Source organism: Streptomyces cathayae, from assembly GCF_029760955.1.
In the GTDB taxonomy this organism is placed as follows: domain Bacteria; phylum Actinomycetota; class Actinomycetes; order Streptomycetales; family Streptomycetaceae; genus Streptomyces; species Streptomyces cathayae.
This window is the reverse complement of sequence record NZ_CP121682.1, coordinates 2,126,683-2,144,763: the sequence shown is the minus strand read 5'-3', so window position 1 is coordinate 2,144,763 and position 18,081 is coordinate 2,126,683. Positions and strand designations below refer to the sequence as shown.

12 protein-coding genes are annotated in these 18,081 nt (G+C 71.1%); 9 read left to right on the top strand and 3 right to left on the bottom strand.

Translation table 11 applies throughout. The features are described from left to right. Positions 1–80: 80 nt before the first annotated feature. On the bottom strand, positions 81–350 hold the full coding sequence (locus PYS65_RS09650) for an antitoxin (RefSeq protein ID WP_279333444.1): 270 nt from the start codon (positions 348–350) through the stop codon (positions 81–83). A gap of 112 nt (positions 351–462) precedes the next feature. On the opposite strand from PYS65_RS09650, the gene miaA reads away from it, so the two are divergent. From miaA to hflX, 6 genes are all read left to right on the top strand, one after another. Beyond that, on the top strand, positions 463–1,401 hold the full coding sequence (gene miaA / locus PYS65_RS09645; protein ID WP_279333443.1) for a tRNA (adenosine(37)-N6)-dimethylallyltransferase MiaA: 939 nt from the start codon (positions 463–465) through the stop codon (positions 1,399–1,401). Between the two features lie 108 nt (positions 1,402–1,509). Then, entirely contained in the window at positions 1,510–2,028 is a 519-nt protein-coding gene (locus PYS65_RS09640) for a hypothetical protein (protein WP_279337903.1), read from the top strand. Positions 2,029–2,086: 58 nt separating this feature from the next. Beyond that, positions 2,087–2,980 (top strand): diaminopimelate epimerase, encoded by an 894-nt coding sequence (dapF, locus tag PYS65_RS09635; RefSeq protein WP_279333442.1) that lies wholly within the window; start codon positions 2,087–2,089, stop codon positions 2,978–2,980. Between the two features lie 300 nt (positions 2,981–3,280). Continuing rightward, a complete protein-coding gene (locus tag PYS65_RS09630; RefSeq protein ID WP_279333441.1) occupies positions 3,281–5,458 on the top strand; it encodes a RelA/SpoT family protein in 2,178 nt (725 codons plus the stop codon). Between the two features lie 151 nt (positions 5,459–5,609). Then, positions 5,610–7,259 carry a M1 family metallopeptidase gene (locus PYS65_RS09625; protein ID WP_279333440.1) on the top strand — a complete coding sequence of 550 codons (1,650 nt, stop codon included), beginning with the start codon at positions 5,610–5,612 and terminating at the stop codon, positions 7,257–7,259. 139 nt (positions 7,260–7,398) lie between these two features. After that, positions 7,399–8,895, top strand: coding sequence for a GTPase HflX (gene hflX, locus PYS65_RS09620; protein WP_279333439.1), 1,497 nt, complete (start codon positions 7,399–7,401; stop codon positions 8,893–8,895). A 216-nt stretch (positions 8,896–9,111) separates the two neighbouring features. Here hflX and PYS65_RS09615 read toward each other — a convergent pair whose 3' ends face one another. After that, positions 9,112–10,332, bottom strand: a complete 1,221-nt coding sequence (locus PYS65_RS09615; protein WP_279333438.1) for a trypsin-like serine peptidase — start codon at positions 10,330–10,332, stop codon at positions 9,112–9,114. A 363-nt stretch (positions 10,333–10,695) separates the two neighbouring features. Here PYS65_RS09615 and PYS65_RS09610 point away from each other — a divergent pair, with 363 nt between their 5' ends. After that, positions 10,696–12,720 carry an ATP-dependent DNA helicase gene (locus PYS65_RS09610; protein ID WP_279333437.1) on the top strand — a complete coding sequence of 675 codons (2,025 nt, stop codon included), beginning with the start codon at positions 10,696–10,698 and terminating at the stop codon, positions 12,718–12,720. Between the two features lie 139 nt (positions 12,721–12,859). Here PYS65_RS09610 and lexA read toward each other — a convergent pair whose 3' ends face one another. Further along, positions 12,860–13,639, bottom strand: coding sequence for a transcriptional repressor LexA (gene lexA / locus PYS65_RS09605; RefSeq protein WP_279333436.1), 780 nt, complete (start codon positions 13,637–13,639; stop codon positions 12,860–12,862). 694 nt (positions 13,640–14,333) lie between these two features. Between lexA and nrdR the strand changes: the two genes are divergently transcribed. Beyond that, positions 14,334–14,891 (top strand): transcriptional regulator NrdR, encoded by a 558-nt coding sequence (gene nrdR, locus PYS65_RS09600; RefSeq protein WP_279333435.1) that lies wholly within the window; start codon positions 14,334–14,336, stop codon positions 14,889–14,891. Between the two features lie 150 nt (positions 14,892–15,041). Further along, complete coding sequence (locus tag PYS65_RS09595; protein ID WP_279333434.1) at positions 15,042–17,948, top strand: vitamin B12-dependent ribonucleotide reductase; 2,907 nt, start codon at positions 15,042–15,044, stop codon at positions 17,946–17,948. The last annotated feature ends 133 nt before the right edge of the window (positions 17,949–18,081 follow it).

Below are 18,081 nucleotides of genomic sequence, written 5' to 3'. Positions count from 1 at the left end.
GCCTGAAACAGCGGACGGCCGGGAGTGCCAGGCGCGTCAGGTGCGCCTGGCACTCCCGGCCGTCCGCTGCCGTACCGCGCTCAGGAAGTGGGCGGCGGCCCGGCCGGCGGCGTGGTGCCACCCGTGTCCGGACCCGGGTCGTTCTTGTGGGCGAGCCGGTCCATGGCGTGCTTGGCCTTGCCCGTGCTCGTCTGGATCCTGTCGCTGTACTTGCCCTTGGTCCGCTTGTCGACGGTCTTCGCGGCCTTGTCCAGCCCGTGCTGGATCTTGCCCTCGTGCTGTTGCGCGAGGTGCGAGACCTTGTCCTTGGCAGGCCCCAGCTTGGCCTTCATGCTGTCCCGGAGACCCATGGTCCACCTTCCCTCGCGGTGCGGTCCATGCGCGAAAACGCCCATATCCACTCCATACGGTACTCGGGTGGAGGCTGTCCCGCCCGGCTGCGGCGTTTGCGAGACTGGACCGGTGAGCAGCGCATCCTCCGGCCCCCGGGTCATCGCCGTCGTCGGTCCCACCGCAGCAGGAAAGTCCGATCTGGGCGTGTTCCTGGCCCGGCAACTCGGAGGTGAGGTGGTCAACGCCGACTCCATGCAGCTCTACCGGGGGATGGACATCGGCACCGCCAAGCTGACGCCCGAGGAGCGCGGGGGCGTCCCGCACCACCTCCTGGACATCTGGGACGTGACCGTCACCGCGTCCGTCGCCGAGTACCAGCGTCTGGCCCGGGAGCGGATCGACGCCCTGCTCGCCGACGGGCGCTGGCCCGTCCTGGTCGGGGGGTCCGGCCTCTACGTCCGCGGGGCCGTCGACCACCTCGAGTTCCCGGGCACCGACCCCGACGTCAGATCGCGCCTGGAGGAGGAACTCACCCTGCGTGGCTCCGGCGCGCTGCACGCCCGTCTCGCCGCCGCGGACCCCGAGGCCGCGCGGGCCATCCTGCCGAGCAACGGCCGCCGTATCGTCCGGGCGCTCGAAGTGATCGAGATCACCGGCCTGCCCTTCACCGCCAACCTTCCCGGCCACGACTCGGTCTACGACACCTTTCAGATCGGCGTCGATGTGGCCCGCCCCGAACTCGACGAGCGCATCGCCGGGCGGGTCGACCGGATGTGGGAGGCGGGTCTGGTGGACGAGGTGCGCGCACTGGAGGCGCAGGGGTTGCGTGAGGGGCGTACGGCCTCGCGCGCGCTCGGCTACCAGCAGGTCCTCGCGGCGCTCGCCGGGGAGTGCACCCTGGAGGAGGCGCGGTCGGAGACCGTGCGTGCCACGAAGCGCTTCGCGCGCCGTCAGGATTCATGGTTCAGGCGCGATCCGCGGGTGCACTGGTTGAGTGGGGCCGCGGCGGACCTCAGGGAACTTCCGCAGCTCGCGCTGTCATTGGTCGAACGACCGGTTACAGCCTGATCACGTCATGGCATCGGGACGCCCAGGCCGTCATCCGGGCCTCTGACACCGTGCCATCATCGAGCTTCGATCGACCAAGTGGAGTCCAAGTTGGGAGGGCGCGTGGCGATGGAGGCCGGCCCTCGCGACACCGCACACGGCACCGAACACCTCACCACCGAGCGGGGTGCACCGGAGCAGGAACCCGAGCGTCTCGACCCCGACCGTCTCAGCCCCGACGGGCCGGACGAGACGCAGGGCGGAGTGACCGACGACGGCCCCGAGCCGGACGAGATGTTCGCGGGCGGCGACGAGGTCGAGGTCGAGCTGCGCCCGCAGCGGCGGCTGCGCCTCTGGCAGCTCGCGCCCATCGTCGGCCTGGCCGCGCTCGGCTCGTTGATGTTCGCGTTCCCGCTCGCCTTCGACTTCGGCGACAGCGGCGCGGTGATCGCGATGCTGGGCCTGCTGATCTGCTCCTGCGCGGCCGGCTGGGGCATGATGGCCGCCCGCAGGGTGGGCCACACCTGGCCGGGACTGCCGGCCCGGGGCGCCGGACGCAGACCCGACTGGCGGGTCGTGACCGCCTACGCCGTGATGGTCGCCGCGGTGGTGGCACTGGCCGTCTGGCGAGTGGCCCGCCTCCGCTGACGCCCGCGCGGGGCCGCGGCGGGGACGCGCCGTCGTGGCCACCCCGTACGATCGAGGGATGAGCACGCGGATCGCCTTCCTCAAGGGGCACGGTACCGAGAACGACTTCGTGATCGTCCCGGACCCCGAGAACGCCATCGACCTGCCCCCCGCCGCCGTCGCGGCCCTGTGCGACCGCCGCGCGGGCATCGGTGGCGACGGACTGCTGCACGTGGTGCGGTCCGCGGCGCATCCCGAGGCACGGCACCTGGCCGCCGAGGCCGAGTGGTTCATGGACTACCGCAACGGCGACGGTTCGATCGCCGAGATGTGCGGCAACGGAGTGCGGGTGTTCGCGCGCTACCTCCAGCGGGCGGGGCATGTGGCCGAAGGGGACGTCGCGGTCGCCACGCGCGGGGGCGTGAAGACGGTGCACATCGCCAAGACCGGGTCCGACGGCGGCTCCGCCGCGGGTGACATCACCGTCGGCATGGGCCGGGCGCTGCTCCCCGACGGCGAGGTCACCGTGAGCGTCGACGGGCGCAGCCGGCCGGCGCGGAACGTGAACATGGGCAACCCGCACGCCGTGGTCTTCGTGGACGACCTCGCGCACGCCGGTGACCTGTTCACCGCACCCTCCTTCAGTCCCGCCTCGGCCTACCCGGACGGCGTCAACGTCGAGTTCGTGGCCGACCGGGGCCCGCGGCACGTGGCGCTGCGCGTCCATGAGCGCGGGGCCGGTGAGACCCGCTCGTGCGGCACGGGTGCCTGCGCGGTCGCGGTGGCCACCGCCCGCCGGGACGGCGTCGACCCGAGCGTCACCGGAACCCCGGTGACGTACACCGTGGAGGTGCCCGGCGGCACCCTGGTGATCACCGAACGGCCCGACGGCGAGATCGAGATGACCGGACCCGCGGTGATCGTCGCCGAGGGAGTGATCGAGGAGCAGTGGCTGGAGAACCTGCCCCGCTGAAGTCCGGGCCGGCTCGGTATCCCAGACGCGCGGGGGCGGGAGACCGGCATCCGCGGGGTGCGGGGCGGGTTTCGGCTTCGAGAGCACGGCGCACCGCCGGTCCCGTGGCGTGAAACCGCCGTAGTGCGGGGCTTCGCTCGATGGGGTGATCCGTTTCACGCTCGGCGGGAGGCGGTCGGTCGCACGTGTCGGGGTCGGTAGCATCAAGCACCGGCCCGGACGGGGGACGAACGCCGTCCCCTGAGCCCGAGTCCGCCCTGGGACACGCCCGTCCGCCGGTCGACGCAGCCGGAGGTGCCCATGAACGCGGAGGCCGCGAATCCTGCGACCCCAGGTCCTGCGACATCGGGTCATGTCGCGCCCACAGGGACCCGCAGGAAGGCCCGCCCCCGGCTCGACCTGCGCCGACTGGGCCGTGCCGCGCTGCTCGGCCCCGCCTCCCGCGACCGGCTCCCCGACGCCATCGGCCATGTGGTCGACGCCCATCGCGCCCACCATCCCGACGCCGCTCTCGACCCCCTGCGCCGGGCCTATCTCCTGGCCGAGTCCTCGCACCGCGGCCAGATGCGCAAGAGCGGCGAGCCGTACATCACCCACCCGCTCGCCGTGACCCTGATCCTCGCCGAACTCGGCGCCGAGACGACGACCTTGACGGCATCCCTGCTCCACGACACCGTCGAGGACACGGAAGTGACGCTCGATCAGGTCCGGGAGCAGTTCGGTGCGGAGGTGAGCTACATCGTCGACGGCGTCACCAAACTCGAGAAGGTCGACTACGGCGCCGCGGCCGAACCCGAGACCTTCCGCAAGATGCTCGTCGCCACCGGCAACGACGTCCGCGTGATGTCGATCAAACTCGCCGACCGGCTGCACAACATGCGCACCCTCGGCGTCATGCGCCCCGCGAAACAGGAGCGCATCGCCAAGGTGACCCGGGACGTGCTCATCCCCCTCGCCGAGCGGCTCGGGGTCCAGGCGCTCAAGACGGAACTCGAGGACCTGGTCTTCGCGATCCTGCACCCCGAGGAGAACGAGCACACCCGCGAGTTGATCCTCCGCAACGCCTCCCGCCCGGACGACCCGCTCGCCGAGGTCGCCGACGAGGTGCGCACGGTGCTGCGCGAGGCGGACATCCCCGCCGAGGTCCGCATCCGCCCCCGCCACTTCGTCTCCGTGCACCGGGTGTCCCGCAAACGCGGCCGGATGCGCGGCGCCGACTTCGGCCGTCTGCTGGTGCTGGTGAACGAGGACGCCGACTGCTACGGGGTCCTGGGTGAACTGCACACCTGCCTGACGCCGGTCGTCTCGGAGTTCAAGGACTTCATCGCCGTCCCCAAGTTCAACCTGTACCAGTCGCTGCACACCGCGGTCGCCCGGGACGACGGCCAGGTCGTCGAAGTCCTCATCCGGACCCACCAGATGCACAAGGTCGCCGAGGCCGGTGTCGTCGCCCTGGGCAACCCGTACGCCGTCCCGGCCGAGGAGCAGTCCGCGAGCGACGGCGAGCGCGTCGACCCGACCCGGCCCGGCTGGCTCTCCCGGCTCCTGGAGTGGCAGCGCGGCGCACCCGACCCCGACACCTTCTGGTCGACCCTGCGCGAGGACCTCGCCCAGGACCGCGAGATCACCGTGTTCCGCCCCGACGGCGGCACGATCGGCCTGCCCGACGGGGCGACCTGCGTGGACGCCGCGTACGCGCAGTACGGGGAGGACGCGCACGCGTGCATCGGCGCCCGCGTCAACGGTCGCCTGGCGACGCTGAGCACCACCCTGAGGGACGGGGACACCGTCCAGCTCCTGATGGGACAGGACCCCGCCTCCGAGCCCTCCAGACAGTGGCTGGATCACGCCCACACGCCCGCCGCGCGGATCGCCATCCAGCGCTGGCTGACCGCCCACCCCGAGCGGAGCGACCCGCCGGCCGTCCGTCCCGAGGACGCCCGGCCCGAGGAGGCCCGGTGGGCCCCCCGCCCCGCCGACGAGCCCGCCGCCCAGGCACCCGGGGCGGCGCCCGGCCCCTCCACCGGCGCCCAGGTCCTGGCCGACCGGCCCGGCGCGACCGTTCGGCTGGCCGGCTGCTGTACGCCCGTACCGCCCGACGGGGTGACCGGCTTCGCCGTGCGCGGGGGAGCGGTCACCGTGCACCGGGTCGAGTGCGCCGCGGTGACGCGGATGAAGAACGCGGGGCGCGCGGAGGTCGGCGTGCACTGGGGGGAGGGAGCCGAATGCCGGGTCACGCTCGTCGCCGAGTCGTTCGTCCGGCCTCACCTGCTCGCGGACCTCACCGAGGCCATGGCTCTCGAAGGCGCCGAGATCGTCTCCGCGACCGTCGAGCCCCCGACCCATCAGCAGGTGCGGCACACGTACACCGTGCAGCTGCCCGACGCCGCGCACCTGCCCGCCCTCATGCGCGCGATGCGCAACGTGGCCGGTGTGTACGACGTGAGCCGGGCCAAGCCGCAGACCCAGGGCACCTGACGGCACACGCGCGGGCGGAGCACCGCCCGGCCGTGAGCGCCCGCCGCGCGGCGGCCCCACCGTCCGAACGCCCTTCCGCAGGTCCACTCGATCGGGTGGGCCGGGAGCGCGCCGTCGCCGGGGCGCCCGTGCGCGCTGGTAGCCGTGGGCCATGCCGACCGCTCCCCACGTCCCGACCGCTCCCGTCCCGGCCGCTTCCGTCCCGGCCGCTCCTGTCCCGGCCTCCGACCGTCCGGCTTCCGGCCGGCCGTCCGTCCCCGGTCCGTCCGCCCGAGCGCTGGTGCCCCGGGGCCGTCGACGGCGGACGTCCGCCGCGCTGCTCGCGTCGGCCGTCTCCGTCTGCCTCCTCGCCGCGAGTGCCCCGGCCACGCCGCTGGGCATCGGCGACCGCCTCTTCCTGCATCTGGGCAACCCCGGGTACGACGTGGCGTCGTACGACCTGGCCCTCAGCTATCCCGGGACCAACGACAAGGCGCTCCAGGCCACCACGACGATCGTCGCCCGGCTGACCGCGGACCTGGACCGGATCAACCTCGACTTCGCCCACGGCACGGTCCGGTCGGTCGAGGTCGACGGGGCCCCGGCCGCCTTCACCACCGCCGGGGAGGACCTCGTGATCACGCCCGAGGGCGGCCTGGACGCGGGCGAACGGACCCGCGTCACCGTGCGGCACACCAGCGATCCGGCGCCGGCCGAGGGCCGTGACGGCGGCTGGGTGCGCACCGCGGACGGCCTCGCCATGGCCAACCAGGCCGACGCCGCGCACCTGGTGTTCCCATGCAACGACCACCCGTCCGACAAGGCGATGTTCACCTTCCGCATCACCACCCCCGAGGGGCACACGGCCGTCGCCAACGGCCGGCCGGCCGGTGTGGACCGCACACGCGGAGCGACCACCTGGACGTACCGCACCCTGCACCCCATGGCCACCGAACTCGCCCAGGTGTCCATCGGCCGCTCCACGGTCCTGCACCGCACCGGTCCGCAGGGGCTGCCGCTGCGCGACGTCGTGCCCACGAAGCACCGCGAGGGGCTCGAACCGTGGCTGGCGAGGACTCCCGACCAGATCGCCTGGATGGAGGCCAGGGTCGGCCGCTACCCCTTCGAGACGTACGGCCTGCTCATGGCCGACGCCTCCACCGGCTTCGCACTCGAGACCCAGACGCTGTCCCTCTTCGAGAGGGACTTGTTCACCGAGCCGGGCGCCCCCGCGTGGTACGTCGAGTCGATCATGATGCACGAGCTCGCCCACCAGTGGTTCGGCAACAGCGTCAGCCCTCGCACCTGGTCCGACCTGTGGCTCGGCGAGGGCCACGCCACCTGGTACGAGGCGCTGTACGCGCAGGAGAGGTCCGGCCCGTCCCTCGACGCCCGGATGAAGGCCGCCTACGAGGAATCCGACCGCTGGCGCGCGCAGGGCGGGCCCCCCGCCGCCCCCAAGGCCCCGGAACCCGGCCAGAAGATCAGCATCTTCAGGCCGAACGTCTACGCCGGAGCCGCGCTCGTGCTGTACGCCCTGCGCGAGGAGATCGGCCGCACCGCCTTCGAACGCCTGCAACGTCTCTGGGTGACCCACCACCGGAACGGCACGGCCACCACCGCCGACTTCGTCCGGCTCGCCTCCGACGTCGCGGGACGGGACCTGACGGAATTCCTGGAGCCCTGGCTCTACGACTCCAGGACCCCGCCGATGCCCGGCCACCCGGACTGGAAGTCCACGACCGAGCCCGGCTCCCGGTCCACGGAACTCCTCGCGCCGATGGCGCATCGACCGGGTGGGAGCCGGGAACAAACACGATGACGAGACGCCCCGTGCCGTGTCACCATCGTCAGGTCGCCGCGGCACGGGTGACGGGAATCTCCCGGCAGGCTCGTGCGTTGTGAGGGGTGACGGCCGCGTTCCGCCGCCACCCGCGACATCCCATCGACGTAAGGACCCAATGACCTCCTCTTCTTCCCCCTCCCAGGACACCAAGCGCCTCGCGCAGACCTACCCCGAGGGCCTCCGGGCCGATGCCCTGATGGAAGAGGACGTCGCCTGGAGCCCCGAGAACGACGGAGAGCGGGACGGCGACCAGTTCGACCGCTCCGAGCGCGCGTCCCTGCGCCGCGTCGCAGGCCTCTCCACCGAGCTCGAGGACGTCACCGAGGTCGAGTACCGACAGCTCCGTCTGGAGCGGGTCGTGCTCGTCGGCGTGTGGACATCGGGAACCGCGCAGGACGCCGAGAACTCCCTCGCGGAGCTCGCGGCCCTGGCGGAGACGGCGGGCGCCCTCGTGCTCGACGGCATGATCCAGCGCCGGGACAAGCCCGACGCGGCGACCTACATCGGCTCCGGCAAGGCCGGGGAGCTGCGTGACATCGTCCTCGAGACGGGCGCCGACACGGTCGTCTGCGACGGTGAGCTGAGCCCCGGCCAGCTGATCCACCTCGAGGACGTCGTCAAGGTCAAGGTCGTCGACCGCACGGCCCTGATCCTGGACATCTTCGCCCAGCACGCCCAGTCCCGAGAGGGCAAGGCGCAGGTCGCGCTCGCGCAGATGCAGTACATGCTGCCGAGGCTGCGCGGCTGGGGTCAGTCGCTGTCCCGGCAGATGGGCGGCGGCACGGGCGGCGGGCTCGCCACCCGTGGCCCCGGCGAGACCAAGATCGAGACCGACCGGCGCCGGATCCGCGAGAAGATGGCGAAGATGCGCCGGGAGATCGCGGAGATGAAGACCGGCCGCGACATCAAGCGCCAGGAACGCCGGCGCAACAAGGTGCCGTCCGTCGCCATCGCGGGCTACACCAACGCGGGCAAGTCCTCCCTGCTCAACCGCCTCACGGGCGCGGGCGTACTGGTCGAGAACGCCCTGTTCGCGACCCTCGACCCGACCGTGCGCCGGGCCGAGACGCCGAGCGGACGGCTGTACACGCTGGCCGACACCGTCGGGTTCGTCCGCCATCTGCCGCACCATCTGGTCGAGGCGTTCCGCTCCACCATGGAGGAGGTCGGCGACGCCGACCTGATCCTGCACGTGGTGGACGGTTCGCATCCCGCCCCGGAGGAGCAGCTGGCTGCCGTGCGCGAGGTGATCAGGGATGTCGGCGCCACCGACGTACCCGAGATCGTCGTGATCAACAAGGCCGACGCGGCCGACCCGCTGACGCTCCAGCGGCTGCTGCGGACGGAGAAGCACTCCATCGCGGTCTCGGCCCGCACCGGTCAGGGCATCGAGGAACTGCTCACCTTCATCGACGACGAGCTGCCCCGCCCGGCGGTGGAGATCGAGGCACTCGTGCCGTACACCCAGGGCAAGCTGGTCGCCCGCGCCCATGACGAGGGGGAGGTGATCTCCGAGGAGCACACCCCGGAGGGCACCCTGCTCAAGGTGCGGGTGCACGAGGAACTGGCGGCGGAACTCACGCCGTACCTGCTCACGTCGGCCGCCCACTGAGCCGGCCACCCGCAGTGTGACGCCGACGGCCCGCCCCCTGCTCCGGCAGGGGGCGGGCCGTCGGCGTGGGTGGTCACCGGCCGCCGTGGCTCCTGCCCGGGTTCCGGCACAGCGACTCGGCGTCCCGGCCCGACCGCGGGCCCGCGAGCCAGATGCCGTCGATCGGACCGATGCCCGTTCCCGGATGCGCCGCGCACCCGGGAACGGGCCCGTCGGTCACTGTCCGGCGAACTTGTCGCTGACCGCGTCGTAGACGCCCTTGGCATCGTCGCCCAGCCGGGGACCGGCCAGCCAGCCCGAGGTCACCGGGCCGATGGAGGTGTTGGACACCAGAGCGGGCCGGCCGTCCGAGCCCGCCGCGACCCAGCCGCCACCGGACGAACCGGCCGTCATGCTGCACCCGATCCGGTACATCGTCGGCTCGGACGTGTGGAGCGAGAGCCGGCCCGGCCGGTCCTCGCAACGGAACAGCTTCTGGCCGTCGTACGGGGTTCCGGCCGGGTAACCGATCGCGGTCACGCTCTCCGTGTCGGGCACCGCCGGAGCGTCGAAGTCCACCGGCAGCGCCGAACCGACCGTCTCCTCCAGCGACTTGCCGTCACCGCCCTTCTCCGGCGTCACATGGATGACCGCGAAGTCGTACGAGGCGCCGTCGCCACCGGTCGGACCGCCCTGCTCGATCCACTGGTCGGAGGTCTGCGCCCAGTCCCCCCACCAGACACCGTACGGAGCGACCTCCTCCTTGGCGGCGCCCTCGAGTTCCGCCGTCGGCTTGCCCGCGTCGTTGTACGACGGCACGAAGGCGATGTTGCGGTACCAGCCGCCCTTCTTGCCGGCGTGCACACAGTGGCCGGCCGTCCACACCATGTTGGACTTGCCCGGGTTGGCGGGGTCCTGCACCACGGTGGCGGAGCACACCATGGTGCCCTCCGGGGAGTCGAAGAACACCTTGCCGGCCGTGGGGGCGTTGGCGTGGTAGGAAGGCGGCACGGCCTGCGCCTGCACCGGCTCCGGCGTCGGGTCGGTCACCCCCTGGTCACCGGAGATGTCGCTCTCGTCGACCTCCTGCTCCGGCTCCTCCGCCTCCCGCATGCGGTCCGGGTCCCACAGGTCCTCGATGATCGGGTTGATGTAGTCGTTGGCCTCACGCAGCCAGTCGTCCTGGTCCCAGTTCTTCCACTCGCCGTCACGCCACTTGTCGACATCGATCCCGTGCTCCTTGAGCCGGTCCTTGATGTCGTCCGGGATCGTGATCTTGCCGTCGCCGGCCGCGGCGGTCGCGGAGGCGTCGCCGCCCGCGGTGTCGTCGCCCGCACCGCAGGCGGTCGCCGTGAGCGCGAGCACCGAGGCGAGCGCGACGGCGGTCAGTACGGGGGAGGTTCCGCGGCGCGCCCTCCCGTTTCGGCGAATGGTGGACGACGGCCGTATGGATCGCATGATCTGACTCCCCCTGCTGAGGACGAACGTGGTGCTTCGGCCGTGCTCACATCCTGGACTCGAGCGGAGTACGGAGCGAACACACGACCACCGGGAACGGCACCACAGACTATGCGCTCGCCGTGAGGGGCGGCCGACGGAACGGCAACGGTTTCGCTACGAGCATTCTGACCTGGCCGGTCTTCGGGACCCACCACTGTGACGTCTTACCGGGCACGGTCTGCCGTCCCCCGTGCGATGAGCAACGACCGCCGGGTTACCCGGACTTCGCGGTGGGATCGCTCCGCCCGGCCCGGCGTCGGCACCTCTCCGGTGGTCACGGAGGGCATGATTGTCGGTGCCGGGCCGTAGGGTGGTCGCGCTATGACGAAGCCCTCACTCCCCGAACTCCTGCAGGCCGCCGTCACCGCCGTCGGCGGCACGGAGCGCCCCGGCCAGGTGACCATGGCCGAAGCCGTCGCCGAAGCGATCGACGGCGCCTCTCATCTGCTGGTCCAGGCCGGCACCGGCACCGGAAAGTCGCTCGGCTATCTGGTGCCCGCGCTCGCCCAGGGGGAGCGAGTCGTCGTGGCGACGGCGACGCTGGCCCTGCAGCGCCAGCTCGTGGAGCGCGACCTTCCGCGCGCGGTGGAGGCGTTGCATCCGCTGCTGCGCCGCCGCCCGGAGTTCGCGATGCTCAAGGGCCGGTCCAACTACCTGTGTCTGCACCGTCTCCACGAAGGAGTACCGCAGGACGAGGAGGAGGGCCTCTTCGACCAGTTCGAGGCGGCCGCCCCCACCAGCAAGCTGGGCCAGGACCTGCTGCGCCTGCGTGACTGGGCGGACGAGACGGAGACCGGCGACCGGGACAACCTCACGCCGGGCGTCTCCGACCGGGCCTGGTCCCAGGTGTCGGTGTCGTCCCGGGAGTGCCTGGGCGCCACGAAGTGCGCCTACGGCGCGGAGTGCTTCGCGGAGACGGCCCGTGAGCGGGCCAAACTGGCCGAGGTCGTCGTCACCAACCACGCGCTCCTCGCGATCGACGCGATCGAGGGCGCTCCGGTGCTGCCGCAGCACGAGGTGCTGATCGTCGACGAGGCCCATGAGCTGGTCTCCCGGGTCACCGGGGTCGCCACGGGGGAACTCACCCCCGGCCAGGTCAACCGGGCGGTGCGCCGTGCCGCGAAACTCGTCGACGAGAAGGCCGCCGACCAGTTGCAGACCGCGGCCGAGGGCTTCGAACGCCTGATGGAGCTGGCCCTCCCCGGCCGGCTCGAGGAGATCCCGGAGGACCTCGGATACGCGCTGATGGCGCTGCGCGACGCCTGCCGGACCGTCATCTCCGCCATCGGGAACACCCGCGACAAGTCCGTCCAGGACGAGGACGCGGTCCGCAAACAGGCGCTGGCCTCGGTGGAGAGCGTGCATGACGTGGCGGAGCGGATCGCCAACGGCTCCGAATGGGACGTCGTCTGGTACGAGCGCCACGAGCCCCGCGGCGGAGCCGCGTACCGGCACAGCGGAGCCTCGTTGCGCGTCGCCCCCATGTCCGTCTCCGGTCTGCTGCGCGAGAAGCTCTTCACCGACCGCTCCGTGGTCCTGACGTCCGCGACCCTGAAACTGGGCGGCGACTTCAACGGCGTGGGAGCCTCCCTGGGGCTCGGCCCCGAGGGCGCCGAAGGAGACGACCTGCCGCAGTGGAAGGGCGTCGACGTCGGCTCGCCGTTCGACTACCCCAGGCAGGGCATCCTCTACGTCGCCAAGCATCTGGCGCGCCCGGCCCGTGACGGCGACCGCGCGGACATGCTGGACGAGCTCACCGAGCTGATCCAGGCGGCGGGCGGCCGGACTCTGGGGCTGTTCTCCTCGATGCGGGCCGCCCAGCTCGCCGCGGAGGAACTGCGCTCCCGGATCCCGGAGTTCCCGATCCTCCTCCAGGGCGAGGAGACGCTCGGCGAACTGATCAAGAACTTCGCGGCCGACCCGAAGACCTGCCTGTTCGGCACGTTGTCGCTCTGGCAGGGGGTCGATGTCCCCGGTCCCAGTTGCCAGCTGGTCGTCATGGACAAGATCCCGTTCCCTCGCCCGGACGACCCGTTGATGAGCGCCCGGCAGAAGGCCGTGGAGGAGGCGGGCGGCAACGGTTTCATGGCGGTCGCCGCCACCCATGCGGCGCTGCTCATGGCGCAGGGTGCCGGCCGTCTCGTCCGGGCCACGGGCGACCGCGGTGTGGTCGCCGTACTGGACCAGCGGCTGGCGACCGCCCGCTACGGAAGTTATCTGAAGGCCTCGCTGCCCGACTTCTGGTGCACCACGGACCGGAATCAGGTCAGGAAATCCCTGGCCGCGATCGACGCGGTCGCGAAGCGGGCCGAGACCGAGGCGGAGGTACCGGTGGAGGCGGAGTGACAGCGGGGCGGCCTGTCACGGATCGCGGCCACGGAGCCGGACGGTCCGGGCAGTCCGGACAGCACAGGGCCCCGGAACCGGCGCAGGGGTCCCGGGGCCCGGTCGGAGGGCGGGGCCGCACCGCGGCCCCGCACCGGACTCAGACGCGGCGCAGAACGGCCACCACCTTGCCCAGGATGGTCGCGTCGTCGCCCGGGATCGGCTCGTAGGCCGCGTTGTGCGGGAGGAGCCAGACGTGGCCGTCCTCGCGCTTGAAGCGCTTGACGGTGGCCTCGCCGTCGAGCATCGCCGCCACGATGTCACCGTTCTCGGCGACGGGCTGGCGTCGGACCGTGACCCAGTCGCCGTCACAGATCGCGGCCTCGATCATGGAGTCGCCGATCACCTTCAGGACGAACAGCTCGCCGTCACCGACGAGTTGCCGGGGGAGGGGGAAGACGTCCTCGACCGACTCCTCGGCGAGGATGGGGCCACCGGCGGCGATACGGCCCACCAGGGGGACGTACGAAGCGGCCGGCTTGCCCGCGGTGTCCGCGGGCTGCACGGAGGCGGCCTGGTCGGAGCCGCGCACCTCGTAGGCGCGGGGGCGGTGCGGGTCGCGGCGCAGGAATCCCTTGCGCTCCAGAGCCATCAGCTGGTGCGCCACGGATGACGTGCTGGAGAGGCCGACCGCCTGGCCGATCTCGCGCATCGACGGCGGATAACCGCGGCGCTGCACCGAGTCCCTGATGACTTCGATGACCCGGCGCTGGCGGTCGGTGAGTCCGGAGCTGTCCGCCCGGATGCCGGGAGGTCGGCCCGGCAAGGAGCGCTTGGGTCCCTCAGGATGCGCGGCTTCGCTCATCGCATGCACCGGCTCGAGCCGGTCCTGGGAGCGGTCCTGGGCAGCGATGCTGGCGCTGTCGGCGGTGGTGGTCACGTCGGCCCCTCTCGATGGTCTCCCTGCAGGACAACGGTAGTAGCTTTCGAAAGGTTGCGCCAAACACACGTTCGAGTGAAAAATCGCGAATTACGTTATGCGGTCGCGTGCTGAGGTGTATTGGCGGCAATGCTTCTTGTCGGACGGGCGCGCCCCGGGTGTGCTTCCCGGTCGCGCTTCTCGCCGCCGGGACGGCGGTCTCCCGGTCGTCGGGCCAGTCTGCCACCGGGTGTCTCGCGGCACGGGGGCGGCCCCGGCTCTCTTCGGGAGCCGTACGCGCTCTCCCTTCCGTGTGCGCGACATCTCCCCGTGTGTCGCGGCGGCACACGACTGCGAGCCCCGGCGGCGGGGAAGGCGCCCCGCGCGGGGGCCCGCCGAAGGCTCCCGCGCGGCCTGGGGTGCGGTGGCCCGCACGGGGGTCGTCGTGAGGCCGTGCGGGGGTCGTGCGGGGGCCGTGCGGACGCCTGCGGGAGGGTCCGGTCGGGCGTCGGTTGCCCGGATTCGAGTGACACGCGTACGGGAGTGCATGTATGAGCCAATCCCCACATCTAGTGGTTGGATTGCACTCGCTACCCAGAAGTTGTGGTCCCCGGGTCTTGAGGCCCTCGGAGATCGCTTATGCTGGAGCAGCTTCGTGGGGCCGGACAGGCCTTGTGGGGCCATGGAGTCTGCCGTGAGGGAGGGTTGGGATTTCATGCACTGCCCCTTCTGCAGGCACTCCGACAGCCGGGTCGTCGACAGTCGTACGACCGACGACGGCACGTCGATCCGCAGGCGCCGCCAGTGCCCTGACTGCTCCCGTCGTTTCACGACCGTGGAGACGTGCTCGCTCATGGTGGTCAAGCGGTCCGGAGTCACCGAGCCGTTCAGCCGCACCAAGGTCATCAACGGTGTGCGCAAGGCGTGCCAGGGGCGTCCCGTCACCGAGGACGCGCTCGCGCAGCTCGGCCAGCGGGTCGAGGAAGCGGTGCGGGCCACCGGGAGCGCCGAGCTGACCACCCATGACGTGGGGCTGGCCATACTCGGTCCGCTGCAGGAACTCGACCTCGTCGCCTATCTGCGGTTCGCGTCTGTCTACCGGGCGTTCGAGTCGTTGGAGGACTTCGAGGCCGCGATCGCGGAACTCAGGCAGGTGGGGCACTCCGGCGCGGACGACGAAGACCGCGAAGGGGCTGTCGTGGGGGGCCAGGAAGACGGCAGCGGGTCCGGAGGGACTGTCCAGGTCCCGGAACCCGCTCCGGCCGCCGACTGACCGGCGGTCCCGGCCGGGTGCGGCCGGACGGCGGCGACGAGGAAATCTGTTGCGGGTGATGCCAGTGGGGCGCCCGCGGCGTCGGACAAATACCGTGCCACCGGAACATCGGGGCACTTCAGGGCGTTTTAGCCCGTACAGGGAGGCGGCATGACAGAGACGGCGAGCGGTCCGACACGGAGTTCCCGGGCCAAGAGCACCAAGGCCGGCAAGGGACTGCGGGTCGAGCGCATCCACACCACTCCCGGGGTCCACCCTTACGACGAGGTGGTCTGGGAGCGCCGTGACGTCGTCATGACCAACTGGCGCGACGGCTCGGTCAACTTCGAGCAGCGCGGCGTCGAGTTCCCCGAATTCTGGTCGGTGAACGCGGTCAACATCGTCACCAGCAAGTACTTCCGCGGTGCTGTGGGCACCCCGCAGCGCGAGACCGGCCTCAAGCAGCTGATCGACCGCATCGTGAAGACGTACCGGAAGGCGGGCGAGGACCACAAGTACTTCGCGTCGCCCGCCGACGCCGAGATCTTCGAGCACGAGCTGGCCTACGCCCTTCTGCACCAGATCTTCAGCTTCAACAGCCCTGTCTGGTTCAACGTCGGCACGCCCCAGCCGCAGCAGGTCTCCGCCTGCTTCATCCTGTCCGTCGACGACTCCATGGAGTCGATCCTCGACTGGTACAAGGAGGAGGGCATGATCTTCAAGGGCGGCTCCGGCGCCGGCCTGAACCTCTCCCGCATCCGCTCCTCCAAGGAGCTGCTGTCCTCCGGCGGCAACGCCTCGGGTCCGGTCTCCTTCATGCGCGGCGCCGACGCGTCCGCCGGCACCATCAAGTCCGGCGGTGCCACCCGCCGGGCCGCCAAGATGGTCGTCCTCGACGTGGACCACCCCGACATCGAGGGGTTCATCGAGACGAAGGTCAAGGAAGAGGAGAAGATCCGCGTCCTGCGTGACGCGGGCTTCGACATGGACCTGGGCGGCGACGACATCGCCTCCGTCCAGTACCAGAACGCCAACAACTCGGTCCGCGTGAACGACGAGTTCATGAACGCGGTCCAGCAGGGCGGCCAGTTCGGTCTCCGGGCCAGGATGACCGGCGAGGTCATCGAGGAGGTCGACGCCAAGACGCTCTTCCGCAAGATCGCCGAGGCCGCCTGGGCCTGCGCCGACCCGGGCATCCAGTACGACGACACGATCAACAACTGGCACACCTGCCCCGAGTCCGGCCGGATCACCGCGTCGAACCCGTGCAGCGAGTACATGCACCTGGACAACACGTCCTGCAACCTGGCCTCGCTGAACCTGATGAAGTTCCTCAAGGACGACGGCAAGGGCACCCAGTCCTTCGAGGCCGAGCGCTTCCAGAAGGTCGTCGAGCTGGTCATCACCGCGATGGACATCTCGATCTGCTTCGCGGACTTCCCGACCCAGAAGATCGGCGAGAACACGCGCGCGTTCCGCCAGCTCGGCATCGGCTACGCCAACCTCGGCGCCCTGCTGATGGCCACCGGTCACGCCTACGACTCGGACGGCGGCCGTGCCCTCGCGGGTGCGATCACCTCGCTGATGACCGGCACGGCCTACCGGCGTTCCGCGGAACTGGCCGCGGTGGTCGGCCCGTACGACGGCTACGCCCGTAACGCCGACGCCCACCAGCGCGTCATGAAGCAGCACTTCGACGCCAACGGCGCGGCCGTGCGCATGGACGACCTGGACAGCCCGGTGTGGGCCGCCGCCACCGAGGCATGGCAGGACGTGGTGCGCCTCGGGGACAAGAACGGCTTCCGCAACTCCCAGGCGTCCGTGCTCGCCCCGACCGGCACCATCGGCCTGGCGATGTCCTGCGACACCACCGGTGTCGAACCCGACCTCGCCCTGGTCAAGTTCAAGAAGCTCGTCGGCGGCGGTTCGATGCAGATCGTCAACGGCACCGTCCCGCAGGCCCTGCGCCGCCTGGGCTACCAGGAGGAGCAGATCGAGGGGATCGTCGCCCACATCTCCGACCACGGCAATGTGATCGACGCCCCCGGCCTCAAGCACGAGCACTACGAGGTGTTCGACTGCGCCATGGGCGAGCGCGCCATCTCCCCGATGGGCCATGTCCGCATGATGGCCGCGATCCAGCCCTGGATCTCCGGCGCGATCTCCAAGACGGTCAACATGCCGGAGACGGCGACCGTCGAAGAGGTCGAGGAGATCTACTTCGAGGCGTGGAAGCTGGGCGTCAAGGCGCTCGCCATCTACCGCGACAACTGCAAGGTGGGCCAGCCGCTCTCCGCGAAGACCAAGGAGAAGGAGAAGGCCGAGGTCACGGAGAAGGCCGAGGAGACGATCCGCGCCGCGGTCGAGAAGGTGGTCGAGTACCGCCCGGTCCGCAAGCGTCTCCCGAAGGGGCGTCCCGGCATCACCACCTCCTTCACCGTCGGGGGCGCCGAGGGCTACATGACGGCCAATTCCTACCCGGACGACGGGCTCGGCGAGGTGTTCCTGAAGATGTCCAAGCAGGGCTCGACCCTCGCGGGCATGATGGACGCCTTCTCCATCGCGGTGTCCGTCGGCCTCCAGTACGGCGTCCCGCTGGAGACGTACGTCTCGAAGTTCACCAACATGCGTTTCGAGCCGGCCGGCATGACGGACGACCCGGACGTGCGGATGGCGCAGTCCATCGTCGACTACATCTTCCGCAGGCTGGCACTGGACTTCCTGCCCTTCGAGACGCGCTCCGCGCTCGGCATCCACTCCGCCGAGGAGCGTCAGCGCCACCTCGAGACCGGCTCCTACGAGCAGTCCCTCGACGACGCCGATCTCGATCTCGACGTCGAGGGCCTGGCCCAGTCCGCGCCGCGGACCCAGGAGCTGAAGGCGGTCGCCACGCCGAAGGCCGAGACCGAGGCGGTCAAGCCGGCCCCGCAGCAGGCGCACACCAGCGCCGAGCTGGTCGAGATGCAGTTGGGCATCCAGGCCGACGCTCCGCTCTGCTTCTCCTGCGGCACGAAGATGCAGCGGGCCGGCTCCTGCTACATCTGCGAGGGCTGCGGCTCGACCAGCGGATGCAGCTGACACCGGGCCCGACACCGCCGGCACCGGTGCGTCCGTCCGGTGACTGAGCGGTGCGGAGTGCGGGAGCGGGGCACCGGCCCATGGGCCGGTGCCCCGCTCCGCTGTCTCTAGTCTCCGCCGCTTCCCCGATGGT

Excerpts from the sequence above, each read along its gene's own strand:
- dapF (WP_279333442.1), top strand. The coding sequence starts at position 2,087 with ATGAGCACGCGGATCGCCTTCCTCAAGGGGCACGGTACCGAGAACGAC.
- PYS65_RS09615 (WP_279333438.1), bottom strand. The coding sequence starts at position 10,332 with ATGCGATCCATACGGCCGTCGTCCACCATTCGCCGAAACGGGAGGGCG.
- PYS65_RS09625 (WP_279333440.1), top strand. The coding sequence starts at position 5,610 with ATGCCGACCGCTCCCCACGTCCCGACCGCTCCCGTCCCGGCCGCTTCC.
- PYS65_RS09640 (WP_279337903.1), top strand. The coding sequence starts at position 1,510 with ATGGAGGCCGGCCCTCGCGACACCGCACACGGCACCGAACACCTCACC.
- nrdR (WP_279333435.1), top strand. The coding sequence starts at position 14,334 with ATGCACTGCCCCTTCTGCAGGCACTCCGACAGCCGGGTCGTCGACAGT.
- PYS65_RS09610 (WP_279333437.1), top strand. The coding sequence starts at position 10,696 with ATGACGAAGCCCTCACTCCCCGAACTCCTGCAGGCCGCCGTCACCGCC.
- PYS65_RS09595 (WP_279333434.1), top strand. The coding sequence starts at position 15,042 with ATGACAGAGACGGCGAGCGGTCCGACACGGAGTTCCCGGGCCAAGAGC.
- PYS65_RS09630 (WP_279333441.1), top strand. The coding sequence starts at position 3,281 with ATGAACGCGGAGGCCGCGAATCCTGCGACCCCAGGTCCTGCGACATCG.
- hflX (WP_279333439.1), top strand. The coding sequence starts at position 7,399 with ATGACCTCCTCTTCTTCCCCCTCCCAGGACACCAAGCGCCTCGCGCAG.
- PYS65_RS09650 (WP_279333444.1), bottom strand. The coding sequence starts at position 350 with ATGGGTCTCCGGGACAGCATGAAGGCCAAGCTGGGGCCTGCCAAGGAC.